This window comes from Aquimarina hainanensis, from assembly GCF_042684685.1.
In the GTDB taxonomy this organism is placed as follows: domain Bacteria; phylum Bacteroidota; class Bacteroidia; order Flavobacteriales; family Flavobacteriaceae; genus Aquimarina; species Aquimarina hainanensis.
In genome coordinates this window covers 269,965-294,654 of sequence record NZ_JBHULX010000004.1, presented here as the reverse complement: position 1 = coordinate 294,654, position 24,690 = coordinate 269,965, and the positions used below count along the sequence as shown (strand labels likewise).

General features: G+C 36.0%; 16 protein-coding genes. 5 read left to right on the top strand and 11 right to left on the bottom strand.

All coding sequences use genetic code 11. The annotated features are described in order from the left end of the window. The first annotated feature begins 63 nt into the window (after positions 1-63). Positions 64-2,478 carry a M28 family peptidase gene (locus ACFSTE_RS06700; RefSeq protein ID WP_254884118.1) on the top strand — a complete coding sequence of 805 codons (2,415 nt, stop codon included), beginning with the start codon at positions 64-66 and terminating at the stop codon, positions 2,476-2,478. An 8-nt stretch (positions 2,479-2,486) separates the two neighbouring features. On the opposite strand, the gene ACFSTE_RS06695 is transcribed toward ACFSTE_RS06700, so the two are convergent. The 5 genes from ACFSTE_RS06695 to ACFSTE_RS06675 all read right to left on the bottom strand — a co-directional run bounded on the left by ACFSTE_RS06695 (position 2,487) and on the right by ACFSTE_RS06675 (position 7,577). Next, entirely contained in the window at positions 2,487-2,987 is a 501-nt protein-coding gene (locus tag ACFSTE_RS06695) for a DinB family protein (protein WP_378257488.1), read from the bottom strand. 3 nt (positions 2,988-2,990) lie between these two features. After that, positions 2,991-3,959 carry a M20/M25/M40 family metallo-hydrolase gene (locus ACFSTE_RS06690; RefSeq protein ID WP_378257490.1) on the bottom strand — a complete coding sequence of 323 codons (969 nt, stop codon included), beginning with the start codon at positions 3,957-3,959 and terminating at the stop codon, positions 2,991-2,993. Positions 3,960-4,106: 147 nt separating this feature from the next. Further along, a complete protein-coding gene (locus ACFSTE_RS06685; protein WP_176028437.1) occupies positions 4,107-4,853 on the bottom strand; it encodes a succinate dehydrogenase/fumarate reductase iron-sulfur subunit in 747 nt (248 codons plus the stop codon). A 9-nt stretch (positions 4,854-4,862) separates the two neighbouring features. Continuing rightward, complete coding sequence (locus ACFSTE_RS06680; RefSeq protein ID WP_176028436.1) at positions 4,863-6,881, bottom strand: fumarate reductase/succinate dehydrogenase flavoprotein subunit; 2,019 nt, start codon at positions 6,879-6,881, stop codon at positions 4,863-4,865. A gap of 12 nt (positions 6,882-6,893) precedes the next feature. Next, the gene (locus ACFSTE_RS06675; protein ID WP_176028435.1) at positions 6,894-7,577 is read right to left on the bottom strand and encodes a succinate dehydrogenase cytochrome b subunit; all 684 of its coding nucleotides are present in this window, start codon (positions 7,575-7,577) and stop codon (positions 6,894-6,896) included. Between the two features lie 204 nt (positions 7,578-7,781). Here ACFSTE_RS06675 and ACFSTE_RS06670 point away from each other — a divergent pair, with 204 nt between their 5' ends. After that, the gene (locus tag ACFSTE_RS06670) at positions 7,782-8,927 is read left to right on the top strand and encodes a methionine aminotransferase (protein WP_378257492.1); all 1,146 of its coding nucleotides are present in this window, start codon (positions 7,782-7,784) and stop codon (positions 8,925-8,927) included. Between the two features lie 14 nt (positions 8,928-8,941). Here ACFSTE_RS06670 and dinB read toward each other — a convergent pair whose 3' ends face one another. After that, the gene (dinB, locus tag ACFSTE_RS06665) at positions 8,942-10,042 is read right to left on the bottom strand and encodes a DNA polymerase IV (protein ID WP_378257494.1); all 1,101 of its coding nucleotides are present in this window, start codon (positions 10,040-10,042) and stop codon (positions 8,942-8,944) included. 92 nt (positions 10,043-10,134) lie between these two features. Between dinB and ACFSTE_RS06660 the strand changes: the two genes are divergently transcribed. After that, the gene (locus ACFSTE_RS06660; RefSeq protein WP_176028432.1) at positions 10,135-10,608 is read left to right on the top strand and encodes a CYTH domain-containing protein; all 474 of its coding nucleotides are present in this window, start codon (positions 10,135-10,137) and stop codon (positions 10,606-10,608) included. An 86-nt stretch (positions 10,609-10,694) separates the two neighbouring features. Continuing rightward, complete coding sequence (locus tag ACFSTE_RS06655) at positions 10,695-11,603, top strand: transporter (RefSeq protein ID WP_378257497.1); 909 nt, start codon at positions 10,695-10,697, stop codon at positions 11,601-11,603. A 51-nt stretch (positions 11,604-11,654) separates the two neighbouring features. On the opposite strand, the gene ACFSTE_RS06650 is transcribed toward ACFSTE_RS06655, so the two are convergent. The 5 genes from ACFSTE_RS06650 to ACFSTE_RS06630 form a co-directional block, all read right to left on the bottom strand. Then, the gene (locus ACFSTE_RS06650) at positions 11,655-13,664 is read right to left on the bottom strand and encodes a T9SS type A sorting domain-containing protein (RefSeq protein WP_378257499.1); all 2,010 of its coding nucleotides are present in this window, start codon (positions 13,662-13,664) and stop codon (positions 11,655-11,657) included. A 226-nt stretch (positions 13,665-13,890) separates the two neighbouring features. Continuing rightward, the gene (pbpC, locus tag ACFSTE_RS06645; protein ID WP_378298043.1) at positions 13,891-16,203 is read right to left on the bottom strand and encodes a penicillin-binding protein 1C; all 2,313 of its coding nucleotides are present in this window, start codon (positions 16,201-16,203) and stop codon (positions 13,891-13,893) included. A gap of 87 nt (positions 16,204-16,290) precedes the next feature. Next, the gene (locus ACFSTE_RS06640; protein ID WP_378257503.1) at positions 16,291-16,473 is read right to left on the bottom strand and encodes a hypothetical protein; all 183 of its coding nucleotides are present in this window, start codon (positions 16,471-16,473) and stop codon (positions 16,291-16,293) included. 104 nt (positions 16,474-16,577) lie between these two features. After that, complete coding sequence (locus tag ACFSTE_RS06635; protein WP_378257505.1) at positions 16,578-22,100, bottom strand: alpha-2-macroglobulin family protein; 5,523 nt, start codon at positions 22,098-22,100, stop codon at positions 16,578-16,580. A gap of 195 nt (positions 22,101-22,295) precedes the next feature. Beyond that, entirely contained in the window at positions 22,296-23,372 is a 1,077-nt protein-coding gene (locus ACFSTE_RS06630; protein ID WP_378257509.1) for an isoaspartyl peptidase/L-asparaginase family protein, read from the bottom strand. Positions 23,373-23,568: 196 nt separating this feature from the next. Here ACFSTE_RS06630 and ACFSTE_RS06625 point away from each other — a divergent pair, with 196 nt between their 5' ends. Then, positions 23,569-24,645 (top strand): PA0069 family radical SAM protein, encoded by a 1,077-nt coding sequence (locus ACFSTE_RS06625; RefSeq protein WP_176028426.1) that lies wholly within the window; start codon positions 23,569-23,571, stop codon positions 24,643-24,645. The last annotated feature ends 45 nt before the right edge of the window (positions 24,646-24,690 follow it).

The window sequence follows — 24,690 nt, the reverse complement described above, 5'->3', positions numbered from 1 at the left end:
TACACAAGTACAGAAGAAATCATCTCTTCTTATTTTACTATCTTTATCTAAACACAACATTTCATGAAAAAATTCCCTTCTTTATTTTCATTGGTTTTAATTCTTTTTGCAATCTGGTATACTTTTTACAGTAGCATGCCACAACGAATCTCCCAGCAGGACGCTCCCGAAACTAGCTTTTCTACCATGAGAGCCCTAGAGCATGTAAAGCAAGTTGCCAAAAAGCCACACTATACAGGAAGTAAAGAACAAGAAGATACTCGGGATTACATCATTAGCCAATTAAAAGCATTAGACCTTTCCCCTACAATTCAAAAAGGTTTTACAATATACAAACAGGGAGAATGTAGCGATGTTCAAAATATTATTGCTAAAATACCAGGGTCAGAACCCGGTAAAGCTGTCTTATTGCTTACACACTATGATAGCGATCCACATTCATCAATAGGAGCCAGTGATGCCGCAAGTGGAGTAGCCACTATCCTAGAAGGTGTTCGCGCTTTTTTAAGTCATAATAAAACCCCTAAAAATGATATTATTATTTGTTTCTCGGACGGAGAAGAAATCGGCTTATTGGGAGCTGATCTATTTGTAAAAAAACACCCATGGGCTAAAGACATAGGGATTGCCTTAAACTTCGAAGCCCGAGGAAGTGGAGGGAATTCTTTTATGCTTATGGAGACAAATGGGAAAAACAAAAATATGATTGAAGCTTTCTCAAAAGCCAATCCTTCCTATCCTGTAACCAATTCTCTGGCTTATAGCATATATAAAATGCTTCCTAATGATACTGACCTTACAGCCTTGAGAGAACAAGGGAATATTGACGGGTTTAATTTTGCTTTTATTGATGATCATTATGACTATCACACTCTCAATGACACATGGCAAAACCTGGACAAAAACTCCTTACAACATCAAGGAAGTTATTTAATGCCTTTACTAACTTACTTCTCCGAAGCAGATCTTCACAATCTAAAATCTGACAAAGATTACATTTACTTTAATGCTCCTCTTGTAAATATGGTAACCTATCCTTTTGATTGGATTTATACTCTCTTAATAATTGCTACAATACTATTTATAGCGGTCATTATCTACGGACGTGTATCTTATAAAATTTCCATCAAGGACACCTTTAAAGGAGGAATTGCATTACTCATATCTCTTTTGTTAGCAGGAGGAATTACGTTTGGAGGGTGGAGTCTTCTCCAAATAATATACCCTCATTATTCAGAAATCCAACATGGTTTTACCTATAATGGGCATCAGTATATCGCTGCATTTGTTTTTCTTTCTATTGGTATTTGTTTTAAGGTATATGCTCATTTTACATCTCACCAAACCCCTACTAGTTTTGCTATCGCCCCAATTGCAGTATGGATTCTCATTTGTTTATTATCCTCTTTATACCTCAAGGGAGCCAGTTATTTTACCGTTCTTATTTTCTTTTCTATCCTTTCAATCCTTGTCTTGATCAGACAAACAAAACCGAATGCCGTTTTAATGGTGTTATTATCTGTTCCTGCTATTTACATTATAACTCCTTTTATTGCCACTTTCCCAGTTGCTTTAGGATTAAAAATTCTTTTTGTATCGGCAATACTTACGGTTCTATTATTTGGATTATTACTTCCTATTCTTGGGTTTTACAAAAGAAAAAAGAGCCTTGGAAATATTGCTTTTCTATTAGCACTAGTATTTCTCATCTCTGCCCATTTTAAATCGGACTTTACAGAAACCAGGCAAAAACCAAATAGTCTTGTATACATATTAGATACCGATGAAAACAAAGCGGTTTGGGCTAGCTATGATGCTATTTTAGATTCCTGGACCAAAAACTACATCAAACCGGGTGAAAATATCGCAGAAACCTATAACAAAAATACTATTCAGAATAAATATGAAAGAGGATTCGCTTTTGCCTCAATAGCTCCTTCAAAAAAAATACCTGCACCATCACTAGAAATCATAAAAGACACCATCACTGGTAGCAGCAGAATCCTTTCTTTATCCATCATTCCTAACAGAAATGTAAATAGAATAGATTTATACACTAAGAAACTGTTTAATTTCGAATCCTTAGAAGTCAATAACGAAACCGCAATTGATTTCACTTACAAAGACAATAATACATATAATGCCTTTACTAAAAGATGGAGCAAGAACCTATTGACGTATCATACTAACGGAAGAAAACCTTTACATGTACAAATGAAATTCCATAAGGACTCTATCCCTACACTCATCGTTTATGAATCTTCTTATGACTTATTAAATAACCCATTGTTCTCTATTCCTTCCAGAAATAAAAAAATGATGCCAAAGCCTTTTATTCTCAATGATGCTATCGTCACTAAAAAATCAATACGGTTAGCATATATTGAAAAAATCAAAGACACCATACAAACAGATTCTATCAACCTGCAAAAAACGCCTGTAGTTCCTTCTATAACAACCTCGAAGGAAAGCATGTAACCTTATATTTATTTTTTTACAGAGATTTTTGAAAGATTTATCAATTTAGAAGCTATTCCGATTTGTCCCAAGTGATATATATCATGTTGGATGATTCCTTCGATCATATACTTATAGGTATATGATTTCCCTGGCACTATCACATCCAGTATCGCATCTGTTTCGGACAGAAGAAGCTCTTTTATCCGTGACTGAGACACGTACAATGTACTTACAAGATCCTTCCAATCTTTTTCTGAGTGAATAGTAATTTCCGGCCAATCAGCAGCTGTATTCAACTGAATATCAAAAGCTTTATTTTTTAGCAATTTTTCTATCACAAAATCTCTCCAACTTACCATATGCCGGACAAGTTTAGCAATGGAATTTACTCCATCCACAGGAACTGTCCCTACATCTTTATAATCAATCGTATGTAACTTTTCTAAAACAGAAACGCCATACCAGGGCACACCTTCAAAACAATCATCCAAACGTGCTATATACTTTCTTATTTCTCCTTGATTCATACATTAATTAGTATAGTTTTCTTGTTCATCTAACATAAGAAACACTCCTATAATATGTTCTACCGCATCAAAATAAAACTCAGGCTGAATTCCTTCAAATTCATCTGTCTCTTTATGATAGTCTGGATGATCTTCTTCCCCAAAATATAAAAAGGGAATTTTTTTCTGATAAAAAGGACCGTGATCAGATGCTTCTGTCCAATCATCCTTACCATCTGAACCATCATGCCCTATCAAAAGTTTTACCTTATTCGTTATCGGATTATTTTTTACAGCATCAGCTAATGATCTGTGATACCGCGTTCCTACAACATAGAGTTCATCATTAATATTTCTCCCTATCATATCCATATTTATATTCAAAACAATATCACCTCCTGCAAGCATATCGTAATTCTCGACAAAATAAGAAGCTCCCAATAACCCTATTTCTTCTGCATCAAAAGCAATCAAAACAACAGAGTGCTTTGGTGGGTTTTTCTCAAAATGTTCTGCAAAAGCAAACAATGCACTAACTCCGGATGCATTATCATCTGCTCCATTATAGATTGCCTCATTCTTTATCCCTAAATGATCATAATGAGCTGTAATGACAATATACTGGTCCCTGTAGGTAGTTCCTTTTACTGCTCCTATCACATTGACTCCTGTTAATTCTTCTACTCCCCTGTTTATAGTAAATTGTTGTTCAAAAGAGGTCGTTACAGGTACTACATTTAGTTTTTTAAACGTTTCTTTTATAAAACCTCTAGCCATTTCATTTCCTCTTGTTCCTGTTTTTCTACCTTCATAGGAATCTGAAGCTAATTTTTCTAATCGTTTCAAAAGCTCCACCTTATCAAAATAAGGAGATACCAGTTCTTCTGAGGTAACTACAGGAGCATTTATTATTGTTTCAGGTGCTTTTTTACGCTCCTTACAAGAAGACACACAAAGCACACTAATCATTATCGCAGTTACTATCTTTTTCATTTTATACTACAGGTATTTAATCTATCAGGTATACTACAAAAATACTATTATATTTTACTACACTTATTTTTGAGTTTATTATAAAATACAAAATCCAAACTTTAAATAAGTTTGGATTTTACATAAAAGTATATTATGTTATTTTCTTTATCCTTTCAAGCTTGCTTTAAGAAACTCACTATTCATACGAGCAATATTTTCTAAAGAAATTCCTTTAGGACATTCTATCTCACAAGCTCCTGTATTGGTACAGTTACCAAATCCTTCTTCATCCATTTGATTTACCATTGCCAATACTCGATCTGCTGCTTCAACCTGACCCTGAGGAAGTAATGCATACTGAGATACTTTTGCTCCAACAAATAACATTGCAGAAGCATTTTTACAAGTTGCTACACATGCCCCACAACCGATACAGGTAGCTGCATCCATTGCTTTATCAGCAGCTTCTTTTGCAATAGGAAGCGCATTTGCATCCTGAGTATTTCCAGAAGTGTTTACCGAAATATACCCTCCTGCATGTTGTATCCTATCAAAAGAAGATCTGTCTACAACCAAGTCTTTTATCACAGGAAATGCTTTGGCCCGGAAAGGTTCTATTGTAATTGTATCCCCATCCTTGAACATACGCATATGCAACTGACAAGTCGTAATTCCTCTATCTGGTCCGTGTGCTTCTCCATTGATAAACATAGAACACATTCCGCATATTCCTTCCCTACAATCATGATCAAATGCAACAGGCTCTTCTCCTCTAGCAATTAGCTCTTCATTAAGAACATCCATCATTTCTAAGAAGGACATGTGCTCTGATATATCTGACACCTGGTAGTCTACCATTTGCCCTTTATCCTTAGGACCTTTCTGTCTCCAAATTTTAAGCGTTAAATTCATAATCTCTTCTTATTTGTACGAACGTTGTTTTAGTTCAATGTCTTTAAATTCTAATTCTTCCTTATGCAGAACTGCATCTCCTGGTTCTCCTTTATATTCCCAGGCAGCTACATATGCATAATTCTCATCATCTCTTTTTGCTTCTCCTTTTTGCATTCCATCCAACTCCACAGACTCTTCACGGAAATGTCCTCCACAAGATTCATTTCTTTCTAAAGCATCCTTAGCAAACAGTTCCCCTAATTCTAGGAAATCAGCAACTCTTCCTGCTTTTTCTAACTCAGGGTTCATTTCATCTTTTCCTCCAGGAACCGTCACATTCTTCCAGAAATCTTCTCTTAACGCTTTGATTTCTGACATTGCTGTTTTTAGTCCTTCTTCATTACGAGACATTCCGCATTTCTCCCACATAATTTTACCAAGCTTCTTGTGATAATAATCAACTGAATGCTCTCCTTTATTATTAATAAAGAAATCGATACGTTCTCTTACAGACTTTTCTGCTTCATCAAACTCTTTTGTATCTGTAGAGATTTTTCCAGTTCTAATATCATCTGCCAAGTAATCTCCTATTGTATATGGTAATACAAAATATCCATCCGCTAGTCCCTGCATCAAGGCAGAAGCTCCTAATCGATTCGCTCCGTGATCAGAGAAATTCGCCTCTCCAATAGCATAGCATCCTGGAATAGTAGTCATCAGGTTATAATCTACCCAAATTCCTCCCATCGTATAATGAGTCGCCGGATAGATCATCATAGGAGTTTTATATGGATCTTCGTCGACGATTTTTTCATACATCTGGAATAAGTTTCCATACTTAGCCTCTACGATTTTTTCTCCCAATTCAGTTATTCTCTCCTTAGAAGCATTTGAAATTCCTTGAATTTTAGCCTGTTCTTTTCCGTAACGTTCAATCGCAGATTTAAAATCAAGATATACTGCTTCTCCGGTTGCATTTACTCCATAACCTGCATCACATCTTTCCTTAGCCGCTCTTGACGCTACATCACGAGGCACCAAGTTTCCAAAAGCAGGGTATCGTCTTTCTAAGTAATAATCTCTATCTTCTTCTTCAATTTGAGTAGGTTTTAATTTCCCCTCTCGAATCGCTAATACATCTTCCATTTTCTTGGGAACCCAAATCCTACCATCATTACGCAAAGACTCTGACATCAAGGTTAATTTAGATTGATAATCTCCTGATCTCGGAATACATGTCGGGTGAATCTGCGTATAACATGGGTTTGCAAAAAAGGCTCCTTTTTTGTGTATTTTCCATGCTGCTGTGGCATTAGACCCCATTGCATTAGTAGACAGGAAATAAACATTCCCATATCCTCCAGATGCTATAACAACGGCATGTGCCGAATGACGTTCGATTTCTCCTGTCACCAAGTTTCTAGCAATAATTCCTCTTGCTTTCCCATCAACGATGACAATATCCAACATTTCATGTCGGTTAAACATCTCTATCTTTCCACGAGCAATCTGACGATTCATCGCAGAGTATGCTCCCAGTAACAGTTGCTGTCCTGTTTGCCCTTTTGCATAAAAAGTACGAGATACCAATACCCCTCCAAAAGAACGGTTATCTAATAACCCTCCATAATCACGGGCAAAAGGCACTCCCTGAGCAACACATTGATCTATAATATTTGCTGAAACTTCAGCTAAACGATATACATTTGCTTCTCTGGATCGATAATCTCCTCCTTTTACCGTATCATAAAACAAACGGTAAAAAGAATCTCCATCTCCCTGATAATTCTTTGCTGCATTAATCCCTCCCTGAGCGGCAATTGAGTGTGCCCTTCTTGGAGAATCCTGATATGCAAACGCTTTTACATTATACCCTAATTCTGCTAATGTAGCAGAAGCAGAGCCTCCAGCTAATCCTGTTCCTACAACAATCACATCAATAAGACGCTTATTCGCTGGATTTACTAAGTTGATTTTATCTTTATAAGTAGTCCATTTATCTTTTAATGGCACTCCCTGTGGTACTTTTGAATCTAATATTGCCATATCCTCGTCGAATTAATGTGGTTGATTGAAAAAGTGAAACAAAGCAATGATTATAAATCCTAATGGTATTGCTATCGCATATAATTTCCCAAAAGTTTTCAATCCTCTTGTGTATTTATTATTAGCTCCTACTGATTGAAAAGCCGAATTAAATCCATGCAGTAAATGCAATGACAAGAACACAAATGCTAATATGTAAATCCCAACTCTTACCGGACTGACAAACTTATGTTGTAATTCCGTAAAATAACGATATCCTTCCTGACCTTCAATTACTCCTGTCCAATCACCATCTACAAATTTTGTTTTCAATTCCGGAATCCAGAAATCGTAAAAATGAAGCCCCATAAAAAACAAAATCACCAATCCACTCAAAATCATATTTCTTGACATCCAAGTAGAGTTAGCTGCTCCGTTATTCTTATAATACTTCACTTCTCTCGCTCCTCTGTTTTTTAATTCTAAAATAAATCCCATCACAAAGTGAAAAACAACTCCAAAAATCAAAACAGGCTGTAAAGCGTATTGAACAGCTGGATTTGTACCCATAAAATGAGATAACTCATTGAATACATCCGCACTAAAAATTGAAGTTACATTAATCGCAAAATGTTGTAGTAAAAAAAACATTAGGAAGAAAGCTGAAAGTGCCATGGCTACCTTTCTCGCTATTGAAGATTTTATCAATCCACCCATTATTTAAAAATGTTTAATATTTCGGTTTACAAAAGTAAGGTTCAGGTATGTTTTTAACAACATTTACGATTTCTTTATTCAGTATTTATAATGAATAAAAATACCGAGCTGTTTTTTGTTTAATAAAATTCTTAAAATTAGGTCGAATCAGCTATTCTGACTAAACAAATTCTTTTTTCTTTTCAAAAAAGTTACTTTTACGAGATGCAAGATCTTATTTCCAAACTTCCGACGGTTTCCACCAATATTTTTAGTGTCATGAGTCAATTGGCAACGACACATAATGCATTAAATTTATCACAAGGTTTCCCTAACTTCGAAACAAGCCCAACACTCATTCGTTTAGTTTCTGAAGCGATGCAAAATGGCTATAATCAGTATGCTCCTATGGCAGGATTACTCCCTTTACGAGAGATAATCTCTAAAAAAACAGCCTCTCTATATCAACGGAATTATAATCCTGAAGAAGAAATCACAATTACTTCTGGTGCCACTCAAGCCATCTTTACAATTATTGCCGCTTTTATCCGACAGAATGACGAAGTTATTCTCCTGAAACCTGCATATGATTGTTATGAACCCACAATTGAATTATTTGGAGGAAAACCTGTTCCTGTACAACTAAATGGTCCTGATTTTTCGGTAAATTGGGATGAAGTGGCTTCAAAAATCACAAAGAAAACCAAAATGCTGATTATCAACACCCCTCATAATCCTACCGGAACTACTTTGCAGAAAAAAGACATGCTCCGTCTGGAGCAAATTTTAAAAGACACTAACATATTACTCCTTAGTGATGAAGTGTATGAGCATATCGTTTTTGATAATAAATCACATCAAAGTGCTGCTTTATTTCCTCATCTGGCAGAACGCAGTTTTATTACTGCTTCTTTTGGAAAAACATTTCATACGACTGGCTGGAAAATGGGATACTGCCTGGCTCCTAAAGAATTAATGAAGGAATTCAGAAAGGTACATCAGTTTAATGTTTTTTGCAGTAATCATCCTATGCAACATGCACTAACAACCTACCTAAAAACTCCCGAAAATTACACTTCACTTCCTGAGTTTTTTCAAAAAAAGAGAGACCTGTTCCTATCGTTACTAAAAGATTCTAAATTTACTTTCACCCCTGCATCAGGGACTTATTTTCAATTACTGAATTATCGCAATATTACTGATGAATCGGATGTTACTTTTGCCAAAAAACTCACTATAGAGCACAAAATTGCTTCTATCCCTGTGTCTGTTTTTAATATGAATCAGCAAGATGATAAATTATTGCGATTCTGCTTTGCTAAAACAGATGATGCACTACAAAAAGCAGCTGAGATTCTATGCAATATCTAAATCTCATATTCGAATTAAAAATCAAATTTTAATTGAATGATTTCGATTTCTTTTTTATCTTTTTTATCGACGTTGGCTGTATTCAAATTAGACAAAGAAATTCCCAGCAAACGAACTGAGTTTTTCATCTTCTCCTGATACAATAATTCTTTTGCCGTCTCTAACAACAAAGCCATATCATTTATAAAATACGGCAATGTCTTACTTCTGGTCTGGATTGTAAAATCGCTATATTTTATCTTTAGGGTGATAGTCCTTCCTGCTACACCACTTTTTTTAAGTCTTTTTTGCAATTCTTCAGCTATGCTTTGCAAACGCTCCAACATATACACCTCTGATGCTATATTCTCACTAAACGTTCTCTCAGCTGCTAATGATTTTCGTTCCCTATTGGGCTTCACAGGACTATGATGAATCCCCCTTACAATGTGGTAATAATGTTTTCCTGCTTTCCCAAAATTAGCTGTTAAAAATTCCAGTGATTTTGCTTTTAAGTCCGCTCCGGTATAAATCCCCATTTGATACATTTTGGCTTGCGTCACTTTTCCAACTCCATAGAATTTTTTGACATCCAACCCTTCTAAAAACGCTACTACTTCTTCTGGATTTACTGTTTTTTGACCATTAGGCTTATGATAGTCACTTGCAACTTTAGCTACAAATTTGTTAATAGATATTCCTGCTGAGGCCGTCAATCCTACTTGATCGTATATCTTTTTTCGTATCTCTTCAGCAATAAGAGTAGCGCTGGGGTTTCCTTTTTTGTTTTCTGTTACATCCAAATATGCTTCATCCAGAGACAAAGGCTCCACCAGATCAGTATATTCAAAAAATATTTTTCTGATAGTAGTGGAAATTTCTTTGTATCGATCATATCTGGGACGTACAAATATCAGCTCCGGACAATTGCGTCTAGCTGCCATCCCACTCATCGCTGAATGAACTCCGTATTTTCTTGCTTCATAACTCGCTGCACTGACGACCCCTCTTTTTCCGCCACCACCAACAGCCAGTGGCTTTCCTTTTAACTCAGGGTTATCCATCTGCTCTACAGAAGCATAAAATGCATCCATATCCACATGTATAATTTTTCTATATCCCTCTTTTTCTCCCATGAATTACAAAAATAAACATCTCTCGCCATTTTAATCTCTAATAAACATACAGAAGAACTCGTACCTTTGTCTCTTTCTTAAAAATTGTTTTTATGGTAGAAATAGAAAGAAAATTTCTGATCAAGTCTTCCGATTTTAAAAAAAATGCTATTAGCAAAGCGAGAATTACTCAGGGATTTTTATCCACTGATCCCGAAAGAACTGTTCGAATTCGAATCTATGGTCAAAAAGGGTTCATCACAATAAAAGGAAAAGGAAACGCTACTGGCACTACGCGATTCGAATGGGAAAAAGAAATTAATCTGAAAGAAGCAAAACAGCTGTTATCGCTTTGTAAAAAAGGAATTATTGATAAAACTCGGTATACCATCCCTGCAGGAAATCATACTGTAGAGGTCGATGAGTTTTTTGGAGAAAACTCAGGTTTAATCATTGCAGAAATTGAATTAACCCATGAACACGAGCAATTCGAACGTCCTATTTGGTTAGGAGAAGAGGTTACTGGTGATAAAAAATATTACAACTCTCAATTGAGCAAACATCCATTTGTCGAATGGAGCATTTAGATTTGTTAACTAAAAATTAACAATTTTTAACATTAAGCAATTCTTAACAAAAGCGTCTAAAGCCATTAACATTTAATTTTTTCACAATGAATCTTCTACACAAATCACTAAATTCACTGGCTCGTCTTTTGTTTTTTTTACTTCCTATTTGGAGCTTTTCTCAAACTCCAATCAACGGGTTTTATCACAAAAAAAATGAGCTGACGATTGCCACTACTTACACTACCAAAAGCTATGATCAATTTTACAGAGGTACCACGCTTACTGATGGAAATCCTGCTGGTTTTGGTAAAATATCTTCTTCAATTTTTAGTTTTTTTGGGGAGTACGGAATCACTGATTGGTTATCTACTACAGTAACACTTCCGCATATATCAATAAAAAGTAATGACGGAGCTATTGATCCTGTTCAAGGAAAAAGTAAGGTTTCAGGATTACAAGACTTACAACTATTTTTAAAAGTCAAAGCCTTTGAAAAAAAATTCAAAGATAATTCCAATATTACCATTGGTGCAGCAGCAGGAACAAGCATTCCTGTTGGGGGGTATGATGGTAGAGGAATTCTATCCATAGGCACTGACGCAACCACATTCGATGGTTCAGCAGTATTACAATACACCACCTCTTTTAACTTATTTACAGAGGTACAGGCAGGATATAGTCTCCGGAATAATTCTGATTACGATGTTCCCAATGCTTTCTTAAGCAGTTTTAAAGTAGGCTATTTTAATGACTCTTTTTATGCGCATGCCAAAATTGGTCTTCAGAATTCCACATCTGGTTTTGATATTGGGTCTGATGAATTTGTCGCAGCCGGAGGTCCTAGTTCACTTCCTCAAACAGAAGTTGACTTCACCAATTTGCATTTTGGGCTTTATGTACCTTTATACAAAAACATTCTTGGAATATCTTCGGGATATGGACTTGCAATAGATGGTAGAAACTACAACAAAGAATCTACTTTCTCCTTTGGAGCCGTATATAAGCTATACTAAACAATCATTTTTTTATAGAGAAGGGAACCTTATCAAAATAAGACCTTTCTCTTATTTTCTTATAAATCTTTTCTGATAGCTTCGTCCATTAGATATCACCTCTAAGATATACATCCCTGACGGCAACTTCCCAACTGGTAAAAATGATTGAAATTTCATTTTTGTTACTACGTGCCCACTAACATCATACACATACATCACAGCATCATTGTTTGCTTTAAAAGAAACATACAACGTATTCTCTAAAATTGGATTCGGATATACTTTCAGCTCATTTTTTACAGGAGGAAACTCAATCGACCCCTTAATCTCCCCTTCTCCACACACTCCTATGTATGACCAGCCTATTTCGGAATAATCTTTAAAGAAAATACGCTCTTTATATACCACCATATTCCCTTGCTCGTACTCAGTTCCTGCTTCCCATACAGAAATTTCTTCACAGGGTTTTTCCGGCAATGTCTCGACAAGCACTTCCTCACTGAAATCGGACTCATTACCTACTTCGTCTCTTGCTTTTATTTTTATTATATACTGAGTCCCGCCTCTTAATTCCGATAGAAGTACTGTTGTGTCTTCCACAAAAGCAGATAACTTATCATTCACATACACATAATACCCTATAACGTTACGGTTATCTGTTGAAGAGTTCCAAGAAACACGAATCGTTGTTTCCTGTACATCATCTACTCTTACTCCAGTAACTTTTGTTGGTCGCTCATTATCTACAATATCACTTATTATCGGTTGATATCCATCCATCACTTTCTCTGAGCATCCTGGAGCTAACCACTGACATATATTTGGATAAGTAACTGATAATCTACCATACCAATCACTATCAATAATCCCGCATGCAGCATCGCCCCCATGCAGTTGCCCTATAATTCTTTTTTCCGGATTAAACAGTGCAGACCCGGAAGACCCTTTTTCTGTTGTACCACTTTCCCAATTTTTGACATGCCAATGAGTAATCCCACTTCCTTTTTCTCTATCATAATACTTTGTAACCTCAGGAGCATCATGATCAAAAGATATCTTCTTTATATCTCCCCACGGGTGATGAATTCCAACTGTATTAGTTGGTATTATTTCTCTGGCATCCCATCCGCTGTAATAAACATTATATCGTTCTGGAGGAGTAACACTCAACTCCAGCAACAAATAATCTGAATCTACACCATTAGCCAATACCCGACATCCAGATATCGAATCATCCGTACTCACTTCTACACTCTCACAAGAAGGAGATTCATAATTAAAAATAAAAATCCAATTAGCAGGATTTCTTCCTTCATCTTCTGTGCAGTGATTTGCCGTCAGAAAATAAGGAGTTCCATCATTTTTAGAATTATTTATCAATGTTCCCGTACACCAGCGCGTACCATTTCCTAGAGTAACTAGAGCCACTGATCTACTTTGGTCTTTCCATCCATCTCCTTCATCACAATTAATATTATTATGACAACTTCCTGAATCACCAAAATCTTTGGCTAATTTATATATTCCTTTATAATCATGCGCAACAGTACTAATTTGCAACCTGGATTTTCCTTTTACTGTTTTAGGTTGGTAATATTCTAAAATGATCTTATCCCCTTTAACTGGTGCAATACTAAAATCCCCTGTCTTTTTATTATTAAAAGAAGTAAAAGCTCCTTTTACCATTGTCTTTCCTTCATTATAGACAAACAGAGACGCCCCTTCAGCCATAAAAAACTCATCAAATGTTATATTTAGTGACTTTGCTCCTGTAGATTCTATTTCCAGCAACCAGAACTTATCTCCATTTTTAGCCGTAAACCAATTTCCTGAATTCTCGAAATTCAATACCACTTTATGTCCATAGGCAAACCTCATCGGTACACCTTTTTTTTCTTCTTCGATATCTTCTTTTTCTAATTTTTCAATATCTAAAGAAGGTAGATGCACCTTCATCATTTTTGCAGATTTAGCCACCTTTCTTCCTTCAAAAACCGGAGTTCCTTTTTGACTAACCTGAGATTGTCCTTCTAAAAAAACCAGTAACAATGCTACTAAAAACAGCAATATTCTTTTCATAATTTCAATTAGATGATTGTGTTTTACTAATTTAAAATTACAAAGTCACTTTAAGTCCTCAATCTTTTTTTAACTTTTTTATCACTAAAATCCTGTTTTTTAAGACTTTTTAGTATTTTTTAACATAGTGGATTCCTCTGAGACAGACACACAAAGCATTACAATATCAAGAGAGTTTACTTTCTGCACAAACTTCCATCTATAAACCTCAATAACCGAGAAAACCTTATTCTCTTATTTCAATAACTCGCTTAAGAGTATTCCCCAACTCATCTACTACAGTAATTGTATGTTCTCCGATACTAGGTTGTATGGCTTTTTCATGGAATTGTTCTGTAGTTCCTATATAACGATCATCTACATACCAAAACACTTTCAACCCGGGGTGATTATGTGCTATTTGCAAAACAACTTCGCTGGTTTTTCCTGTAAAATCCTTAGGTAAAAACACACTACTATTCGGTTTTGGAAATATGAAATCCATCATTTGCTTTCCTTCTTTCTGACAATCTGTTCTAAAAGGAGGCAATGATCTATACGTAGCATTTTTCTGCTTATAATAAAACTCTTGTAGTGGAGAAAGTACAAACCAGGATTCATGTACTATATCCGAAATGGGCTCACACGATGAGTTAACTCTATATTTCTTTTCTGCGTCCAAATGAACCAAGGTGTGGTATGCACATGGTGATGACCATATTCCTGTTACCGGGATGTGATTAAGTACTCTCGGACAATTACTGCCAGCTACATATCCACTTTTTTTGCATATTTCGATTTCCTTCAAATCATCATATGGTTTTTCAAACCACTTGGCATCAGGCAACAAATTAAACACATCAAAAAGAACTGGAGCTGCTGCATTTAACCCGGTAAGCTCCGGTCTTCCTTCTCCATCTGCATTTCCAACCCAAACTCCTACTACATTATTCCTGGTAACTCCAATTGCCCAGGCATCTCTATTCCCAAAACTCGTCCCGGTCTTCCATGCAATTTCTCTAGATGAATCATAAAATTTCCAGGCTTCTCCTTCTTGTGGACGGTTTACTTCTTTCATCGCCTCAAAAGTAGCCCAGATACTCCCTGCTCCCAGAAACTCTTTCTCTTTCTTCAAACTCCCGAAATCAATCTTTTGTTCTGTAAGTAAAATAGGCGTAACAAATTCAGACTCGTAATATTCACTAGAGCTTTCTGTGTAATTGGTCAATATCCCTGAGAACCCTGCATACGTCTTACATAAATCCCACAAGCTTGCCTCTGCTCCTCCCAGAATCAGTGACAACCCATAATGATCTGCACTAAATGAAATTCCTTCGATATCAAAAACATTCATTTCATCTCTGAATCGCTGCAGCCCATACTGCTGCAACAACCGTACTGCCGGAACATTTAACGAGCGTGCCAAAGCTCTATCTGCTGATACTACTCCACTAAATTTCTCATCAAAGTTTTTAGGCTGATACCCTGAAATAATTGTAGGGACATCTGATATCAGTTGCTTAGGCAACAACTCTCCCTTATCCATCATCAAAGCATATAACAACGGCTTTAATGTACTTCCCGTACTTCTTGCTGCTTGTACAATATCCACATCTTTTTGATGTGTTTTAGTAGTAGGCGTATTTCCAATATAACTACGCACTTTTCTTGTATTTACATCCATTACTAATACTGCCATATTATGTACATCGTTTTGTTTCAGCACTTCATAATGTTGTTTTACTACCACATTTACTTGCTTCTGCAATACCTCGTCAATAGTAGTTCTCAGGAGCTCTCCTTTATGTGTTTTTTCTAAAAAATCGATAAGATGCGGAGCATGTCGCGGAAGAGGAAAGGGTTTTTGAGGCAAGGTTTCTGCAACAGAAAGCGTATAGGTTATACTATCAATAATTTCTTTTTCCAATAATCTTTTTAAAACGAGATCTCTTTTATTTTTTAGTCTTATCTGGTTTTTTCCCGGATAAATTAACGATGGAGCATTAGGCAATACTGCTAATGTGGCCGATTCCGCCCATGATAATTGATAAGCTGGCAACCCAAAATATCGCCATGACGCCATATCGATTCCTACGACATTGCCTCCAAAAGGAGCATGTGATGCATACAGGCGTAAAATATTCTTTTTGGATTCTTTTAATTCCAGACGAGTCGCCTGAATTAGTTCAATTATTTTTTCTGTATATGTTCTTTTTTTTCCTTTTCTCGATAACCGTATCAACTGTTGTGTAAGTGTACTCCCTCCCCTGACAATCCTTCCTTCTTTGGCATTTCTCTTTATCGCCTGAAAAATAGCCACAGGATTAAAACCTGGATGGTAATAAAATTGTTGGTCTTCGAACATCAACAATGATTGCTCAAACTTATAGGGAACACTATCAGTTTCAGGAAAGCGCCATTGTCCATCTTCTGCTATTTTTGCTCCCAGAAGCCCTCCATCTTTCCCAACAACAACCGTAGAAGTGGGCTCCTTAAAAAGCGTAGCAGGCAAACAGAAATAAAACCATAAGAATACCCCTCCTATTACAGAAGTTAACAAAGGTCTTTTCTTAATTATACCTAATAGTGTATGTCGTATCACCTTCAACAAAATTCATTAAATACAGCGAACTACTTCAGAACGGGGTTATAATATTCTACCACAGGAAAACAAATCACAGAAATGACGAAGTAATTCTTTCCATTTCTGATATTCATCTGAATCGCTGAATCCCTTCTTATCTTCTCCTATACATTTTAATAAACCGTACTTTATATATCCACTAGAAGATTGCATGTATTTTGCTGCTTGTCTAAACAGTTCTTTCAAATACACTTTTCTCTCCTTTGGCGAATAACTCCGATTACTCTAATCCCAATTTCCTAACTTCAATGATTAAAACATCAATAAAAGGAGGCTGAAAATAACTCACTCTACTGAACTACTTCCACCCACTTCCCTTTCGTTCTTGACATATATGAATTATTATACATAGCTTCACTTTGTACTCCAGGTAAATAATATCTCCCTATATAGGATGCATTTAGTAAAATCGTAAATGTTTTACTCTCCTGTGCTTTTAAATCAAAATAAAAATGAACACGATCATCTCGTATATCGGTATAGGTAGCTTCACTTGGTCTAAAAATACCGTACTCAGTAAAACGCGTATTGACAATTTCCCATCCTGAAGGAAACATTTCTGACAAAGCAACATTTGTGATCTCTTCATGAGTCGTATTTGTAATCGTAACTTCTGCAACAAAATCCGTTCCCTGAGACAATTGTTCTACGGCTATATTACTTCCTTTTTTATCTTTGTAATCAATAATTGTTCTTATTTTTTGTTCTAGAACCTTTTCTTTTCCAACCTCCAATACTCCGCTATTTGCTATCTGAACAAACACTGTGTTTTCTCCTGAATTTTTCAATGATAACGCATTCATTTTCTTCAGTTTCATCGCTGGAGTGTTCGTCATTGTTTTAGAGGAAGAAATACTATTTGATATCCCATTTAGCACATATTGTGCTTTCACTCCCTTTCCTCCTACGAAAAGCACATATTTAGACATTGCCTGTAACACATAAGCTGTTGTCTGAGTACTCATCCATTCATCAGCACTTAATGCCTGCGCTAGTTGATCTGCAATTTCTTTTGCCCCAATTTTATCTTGTAAAATCATTTTGGTTTCCAGTACCATTGCCTTATTTCTATATTTAGAACCATAGGTATATCTATTATTTTTCTCTTTTTCTTCTTTAGGTTTCTTAACCTCTTTTAAGAGATCTTCTGCTATTACTTTCTGACCTATCAATGCGTAAGCAGCAATTAACCGTATTCCTGCATTATATGATATATTCTTTGTTTCCCGCAATCTATTCATCGAAGCTAAATCCGGTCTGCCGGCTAATGCTAATGTATATAAGCGATATGCCTGCGCTAAATCGTTTCCTCCTCTTCTCCACTGGCGAGCAACTCTTTGTTGATATCGTACCCAGTTATTTTTAAATCCTATTGGTAATACATATCCTTTTTTAGAGGCTTCTAACAGGAAATGTCCTGCATAAGTAGTTCCCCAGTCATTTGCATTTGTCGCACCCGGCCAATAGGACAGTCCCCCATCTGGTCGTATATAACGTTTAATCTTATCAATAGCAGTTTCTACATTTTTTTGAACACGATGTTTCTGATCGGAAGATAAGTCAAAGATATCTCCTACAAACAGCTGAGGAAATACAGAAGATGTTGTCTGTTCTACACATCCATGAGGATATTGGATCAGATATTGTAATCGAGATTCAAAATTCATAGGAGGAATCGAAGAGAACTCCAACACAACTTTATTACTGTCTGCTATTCCAAAAGAAGCAATATCTATTGATTTTTCGCTATTAGGTTCTAATACTACCGAGGTCACTTCTGTGGTTACCGGATTAGGATTCACAATTTTTATTGGAGTATTATAGGATGACTTAGCACCATTTCCTGCTGCTATCACCTCAATATTTGTAGCCCTTACACCAGGCAAGACTTCTATATCGAAATACACCATCTTTTCATCTGGATTAGGGAAAGAGATTTTCTTTGTTGTTTCTCCTACGACTGTAAATCCTGCCTGAGGTTTGATAGAAACCGTTACATCTTTTATTTTGTTTTCCATCGCAAAAACCGTAACTGGAACAGTCACTCTTTCTCCAGGAGTTATTTTTCTTGGAACGGAGGTTAATACCATCAATGGTTTTCTCACCGGAGTAGTTTTTTCTACGCTTCCATATGCAGCATTCTCAGCATCTGATGCAACAACCATTGTTCTTACAGACCCTATATACTTAGGCATTTTGATCGTATGTGTCTTTGTTTTTCCCTTTTCTAGTTCAAAAGGACCTAAATAAACCACCATTGGCTTAAATCGATTTGCCTTTTTAGATTTACTTCCTCCTGCTTCGGCATCTCCTCCAATACTAAAAATCTGATTTATACTCCCCCCGTAGGCTCCTATCACATCATCGTATACATCCCAGGTTTTTACTCCCAGGGCTTCTTTGGCATAGAACGTATCCCATGGATTTGGTGTTTTAAATCGGGTAAGGTCTAATAATCCATCATCGACAATAGCAATAGCATATGTCATTTCCTTTCCTTTTTCTTCTCCTACTTTTACCTCAATCGTTTCTTCAGGTCTTAACACTGATGGCATTTTCAGTGTTGGGACAATTCTGGTAGCAGGATCTTCGACAGCAATTGGTACTACTCCATATAGTCGGATTGGTAAATCATTCTGTGTAAAGGCATGTGGCTGTAATAAGGTTATATGTATATACACATTTGGTGTATAAATAGCTTCTATCGGTAATTCAAATTTTGTTTCTTCTTTCTTAGCAGAAACCCAAAACGAATTAAGAACTTCTGTTCCATTTTCTACAGTTACCAGAGCTCTTCCTCCTAAACTCGATGGGAAAGTAATGGTTGCTTTTTCCCCTACCTTATAAGAATCTTTATCTGTAGAAAATAATAGCATTGTAGCTGCCGAAGGATCATTTTTTCTTGATTTCCCTGCCCATCCCGGCCAATCGATATACATTGTTTTTCCGGTAGCATGCCCTCCTTTAGTATCAACTACTCTAACCAGATAACGACCCCATTCAGGGTATTTCAGTTCAAAATGAAAAGTAGCTTTTCCATTATTTCCCGTTGTCACATTCTTTTTGAAAATCTGCGTATGATAACTACTCCCGTTATATGATGACAAGTTATCCTCTGAAGTATCCCACCACCATTTCCAGTTTACTTTATAAATACGCACTTCTAATTCTCTATTCCCTACTATTTTCCCCTTATCATCAACAGAAACTACTTCGAACTTATGTGGTGTATCCGTCAGTAGCATCCCTCTTGCTTTATCTCCTTTTGGCGTATTTAAACCTACATATACCTCATAAGGAGAAAACTCTTTGGATATTACATCTGTACTAAAATCTCCTCCATTTTCATACACCTTCGTCACAAAAGAAGCATTTAATTTTCCTGCTGCTTTTTTATGTAAAACCGGTCTCAAATCAAATGAGGCTTTTCCTTCGGATGAAATGTTGCCCTTAAAAACTTCTTGCTCCTCCGTTCCGAATTCTCTCGTAGGGTCATCGAATACATAACCGGGAAATGTCGAAAAATTAGTTTTTTTAGCTGAAAAACGTGCAGTAACATCAGCTTTCAGATTTCTAGCAACCGCTCCATGTAACCAAAGCACTTCTACCCCTCCTTTTATTAAGGTATTATTCTTTAATACCTCATTCTCAAAAGTAGTTTTGATCTTTAGTCTGTTGGGTTTTATGGTTTCAATCTTTAACTGCTTATTAAAACTGGCTCCACCTACCGCTATTTTGGCATTCCAGTTTCCTGTAGGGTCTTCTTCGGAAGTAATAATTTCAAAAGCATAGAAATTATTGACTCCTGTTGTTTTTGTTTCTTGATGTACTAACTTCCCATATGGATCTCTAAGTTCCAGTTTTACCGGGTGATTTTCCGGTAGCTTATTCGCATTATCATTCAACATAAACGAGAGAAAGATTGTATCCCCAGGTCTCCACACTCCTCGCTCTCCATATATAAATCCTTTTATTCCTTTTTTCAGCTTTGCTCCAGCAACATCAAACTTACTCACTGATAACGCATTACCATCATTAAGTTTGACATAGGTTTGTTGCTTTCCAGAGGTTACAATAGCAAAAAAGGCAGCAGATTCTGCATCTATGATTACCATTCCCTCTGCATCTGTAGTTCCGACTGCAACCTCTTGTTGCTGATAATTGAATAATTGTACTTTGGCGTTAGAAACAGGATTTGTAGTAATAATATCATTTACTGCGATCATACATGAGTTATTCGCCCCTTTTTTGACAACAACTCCCAAATTAGAAGCCAGTATATTCGCTCCTACTTTTTTATCATAATAGTATGAATTCGTACATGGATCATTTCTATCCCTCCAGTTGTAATCATAATTATAATCATAATAATACTGTGCACTATCCCAATAGCTGGATTCTTTGTTCTCTTCATCAAAATTATCTTCCAACTCTTTTAATGGACTTGTATCTACAACACCATTACATTTGTATAATGAATATTCTTTTTTATAGGTTAGTTCTACCCTGTAAACAGCTCCTAAATCCGGAACGATTAATTCCTTTAGGTCAATTGCAAACGCATTCCATTTGCTTAGATTCTTAGTCTTGTTATTTTGAAGATTAATGAGTTTTCTTGCTATTGGTCTCCCCACACTACGAATATCACTAGCTCCCCCCAGGTTATTGCTTTGCAAAAACTGAAGCACATTATTTTTATAGATTTTTACAACTTCAACCTCTACAGCTCTCAGATTTATCGCTTCAAAATTAAACTTCAGATCGTCCGATGTTGGAAGAATTACCCCACTTTGTAATAACCGAAGTTCTGGATTGGGTTGCTGAAAAGAAACTCGCTGCTTATAGGTTTCTTTGATTTTATACCCATCTTCACTTTTTATCCCTTGAAAAACCATCACTTCTAACATTCCCACCGGATCACTCTTTGGATATACCTTAAGAATATTTCTATCTACAGTATATCTCAAATTTTTAACTCCAGAAATTGTAACCAGTCCATTGAAGTTTTGATTTTTTTGTAAAGGGTCAGAAAAATTAATTTCAATATATTTTTCTTCAGTATCTGCTATATCCACTGCTAAAACAGAAAAGTTATCCTTCCCAGGAATCTTTATCAGGTCTTCTCCTTCTGAATCAATATTAAACGAATCCCCAGACCACACTAACTTTACTTCAGAATCCTTATCGAATCGCTGAATACTATCAATTCGAAAAACGAATTCCCTTCCTAACACAGCCTGATCTTCAAAATCTATTGACAATTGTTTTCCTTTCTGAGAGGCGTTTACTAATTGCCTCACTGTCTCTATTTGCAATTGATCACTGGAAGTGATCGTTCCCTCGACATATTGCCATTTTTTATCATATGATTGTATGTGATCTGTAAACACAGAAAATTGCTGCTCCAAAGTTCGTACTCCAAAAACAAAATCATTACTTAGATCTTCTGTTACCTGAACTCCCAGTTTTTCTAAATCCAACGTAAATGTGTAGAAAGTGTCTTGTGCTAGTTTTTCTTCTGGCTCAAAAGAAAGTGTTCTATTGTTTACTGCTATTAATTTCCCTTTAACAGCTGGAGATATTTCTATAATATCATTTGATAACTCCTGATGATCACTCCAACCTGCTATCGGATTTTGCAATATTACCTGTATCTTATCATAAGCTGATATCACTCCTGTTGATACCTGAGAAATATACTCCTCATACTTATGGGGTTCACTAAGGTTTTCTATTTTCTTCTGATCGCTATTCTTACAAGAAATAAGTAAGACTAACGCAATTAAAAAAGCGTTAATTTGTTTACAATTCATCTGGATGGACTTTAGTTGTTTTCGGATCTGTAAAATTAACCAATAAAATACGAATTATATCACTGAAAACAGTGGTTTTGCTACTTTTATTAAATAAAAAAGATCTCCTCAAAAGGAGATCTTCAAAAAGCATCTTATCAAACTTTTTCTCTTGTAATACATCCCTGTAAGAACTTAGTTCTACAGAGGGTTATTTTACTCTTCTTTATAAATTCCTACGGTAACATCTCCTTTTGCATTCATTGCCGCTCTGTACATCCCTGCTGTATTGAATTCCATAGCTATATTTCCTTCATGATCTATTGCGACGATACCTCCATCTCCACCAAGGTCTTTCACCTTTTTCTGTATAACCAGACTTGCCGCTTCTTTTAATGACATTCCTTTATAATCCATTAAAGCGGAAATATCATGTGCAACCATAGCTCGTATAAAATACTCCCCCCATCCTGTACTAGACACTGCACATGTTTTATTATTCGCATATGTTCCTGCTCCGATGATTGGAGAATCTCCTATACGATTCCATTTTTTATTTGTCATTCCACCCGTAGATGTTCCTGCCGCAAGGTTCCCGTTTTTATCAAGAGCAACACAACCTACAGTTCCGAATTTCGAATCTTTTATCGTTGCATCATAAAAGGCTGTCTTTTTTCCGGCTGTCTTTTGCGCTTCTCTTTCTTTTACACGCTTCAATGTATTCATTCTTGCCTCGGTATAAAAATAAGAAGGGTCTACAATCTCTATCCCTCTCTCCTTTGCAAATTGCTCTGCTCCTTTTCCAGACAACAATACATGTGGAGAATTTGTCATTACTTGTCTAGCCAGATTTATCGGGTTCTTTACAGTCGTTACCCCTGCAACAGCTCCTGCGTTTAGTGTAGCCCCATCCATTACAGACGCATCCATTTCATTCGTTTCATGATGGGTAAAAACAGCTCCTTTTCCTGCGTTAAACAAAGGAGAATCTTCCAAAATATTAATCGTTTTTTCTATCGCTTCCAGACTGGTTCCCCCTTCTTTAAGAATTGCATGCCCAACTCGAACAGCTTCTTCCAATTTGGCTTTATACTCCGCTTCTTTTTCTGGAGTCATATTTTTCTTAAGTATGGTTCCTGCTCCCCCGTGAATTACAATTCCAAAATTCTCTCCCGTTTGTTTTTTTACCGGTTCTTCTACATTCGCTTTTGTGTCTTTCTGAACTTCTTCTTTTACTTCTTTTTTGCAAGAAAAAAGTAGCGTCAGTCCTACTAATAAAAATAGCTGTTTCATCCTGATATGTGTTTCTTTATTACTGTAATGATTTATGGATTATCAAAATCTTATTAGGAGTAAAAATATTGTTTTTTCTATAATCTACCTATTCCACAATTATCCATATACATATTTATTCTTAATACAATAATTGGATTTATTCCTATTTTATTAGGATTTATTCCAAAATATATTGTATTTTGCTCATAAAAAATTGAAGTCAAAAAACTACATAAAAGGAAGGGGAGCACAAGAAAACATCAACAATTCTTTTTTTTCACACACTCATGAGGTCAGAGATGATTTCCTAAATTATTGCTTCCATGAAGGAGAACACATCAGAAAAAAAGAAACATCCTTTATAAATGTATTCCCAAAAACAATCGTAAATAAGGTAAAAAGCCCGGATGTAGGCATGTATTATTCACTAAATCCATACCAAGGCTGTGAGCATGGATGCGTATATTGTTATGCCAGAAACTCACATGAATATTGGGGATATGGAGCTGGGTTAGATTTTGAGAATACAATTTTAATTAAGAAAAATGCTCCGGTCTTATTAGAAAAAAAACTAAGAAGTAAACACTGGTCAGCCTCGCCTATTTCCTTATCAGGGAATACGGATTGCTATCAACCAATAGAGAAAAAACTACAAATTACCAGAAGGCTTCTCTCTTTATTTTTAAAATACAAACACCCGGTTACAATTATTACCAAAAACGCACTCATTCTTCGAGACCTGGATATTTTATCACAATTAGCAAAAGACAATCTCATTGCTGTTATGATTTCTATTACTTCTCTGGAAGAAAAAACCCGAAGAATTCTGGAACCCAGGACTTCCAGTATAAAAAAAAGATTAGAAACTGTAGAGGCACTAAATAAAGCTCTTGTTCCCACCAATGTAATGATGGCTCCAATTATCCCCTCAATCAATAGTCATGAAATCTTACCTCTGACCAAAGAAGTTGCTTCCCGGGGAGCTCAAAGTATTGGATACACTGTGGTTCGATTAAACGGGGCCATCGGGCAGATATTTACCACCTGGTTAGAAAACACTCTTCCTGACAAAAAAGACAAAATATTGCACCAAATTGAAGAATGTCACCTGGGAAAGCTCAATGACAGTACTTTTGGTCATCGTATGAAAGGTTCCGGGAAAATTGCAGAGCAAATCCATCAACTCTTCGCAATCGCCCGAAAAAAATACTTTCCTGTAGACAATGAAGCGATACTTCTTAATTGTGAATTGCATCAGCAGTATAAAGATGGACAATATCGATTGTTTTAAAGTTTTTTAAGTACATTTGAATACAGCAACCGTTTTATCTACATT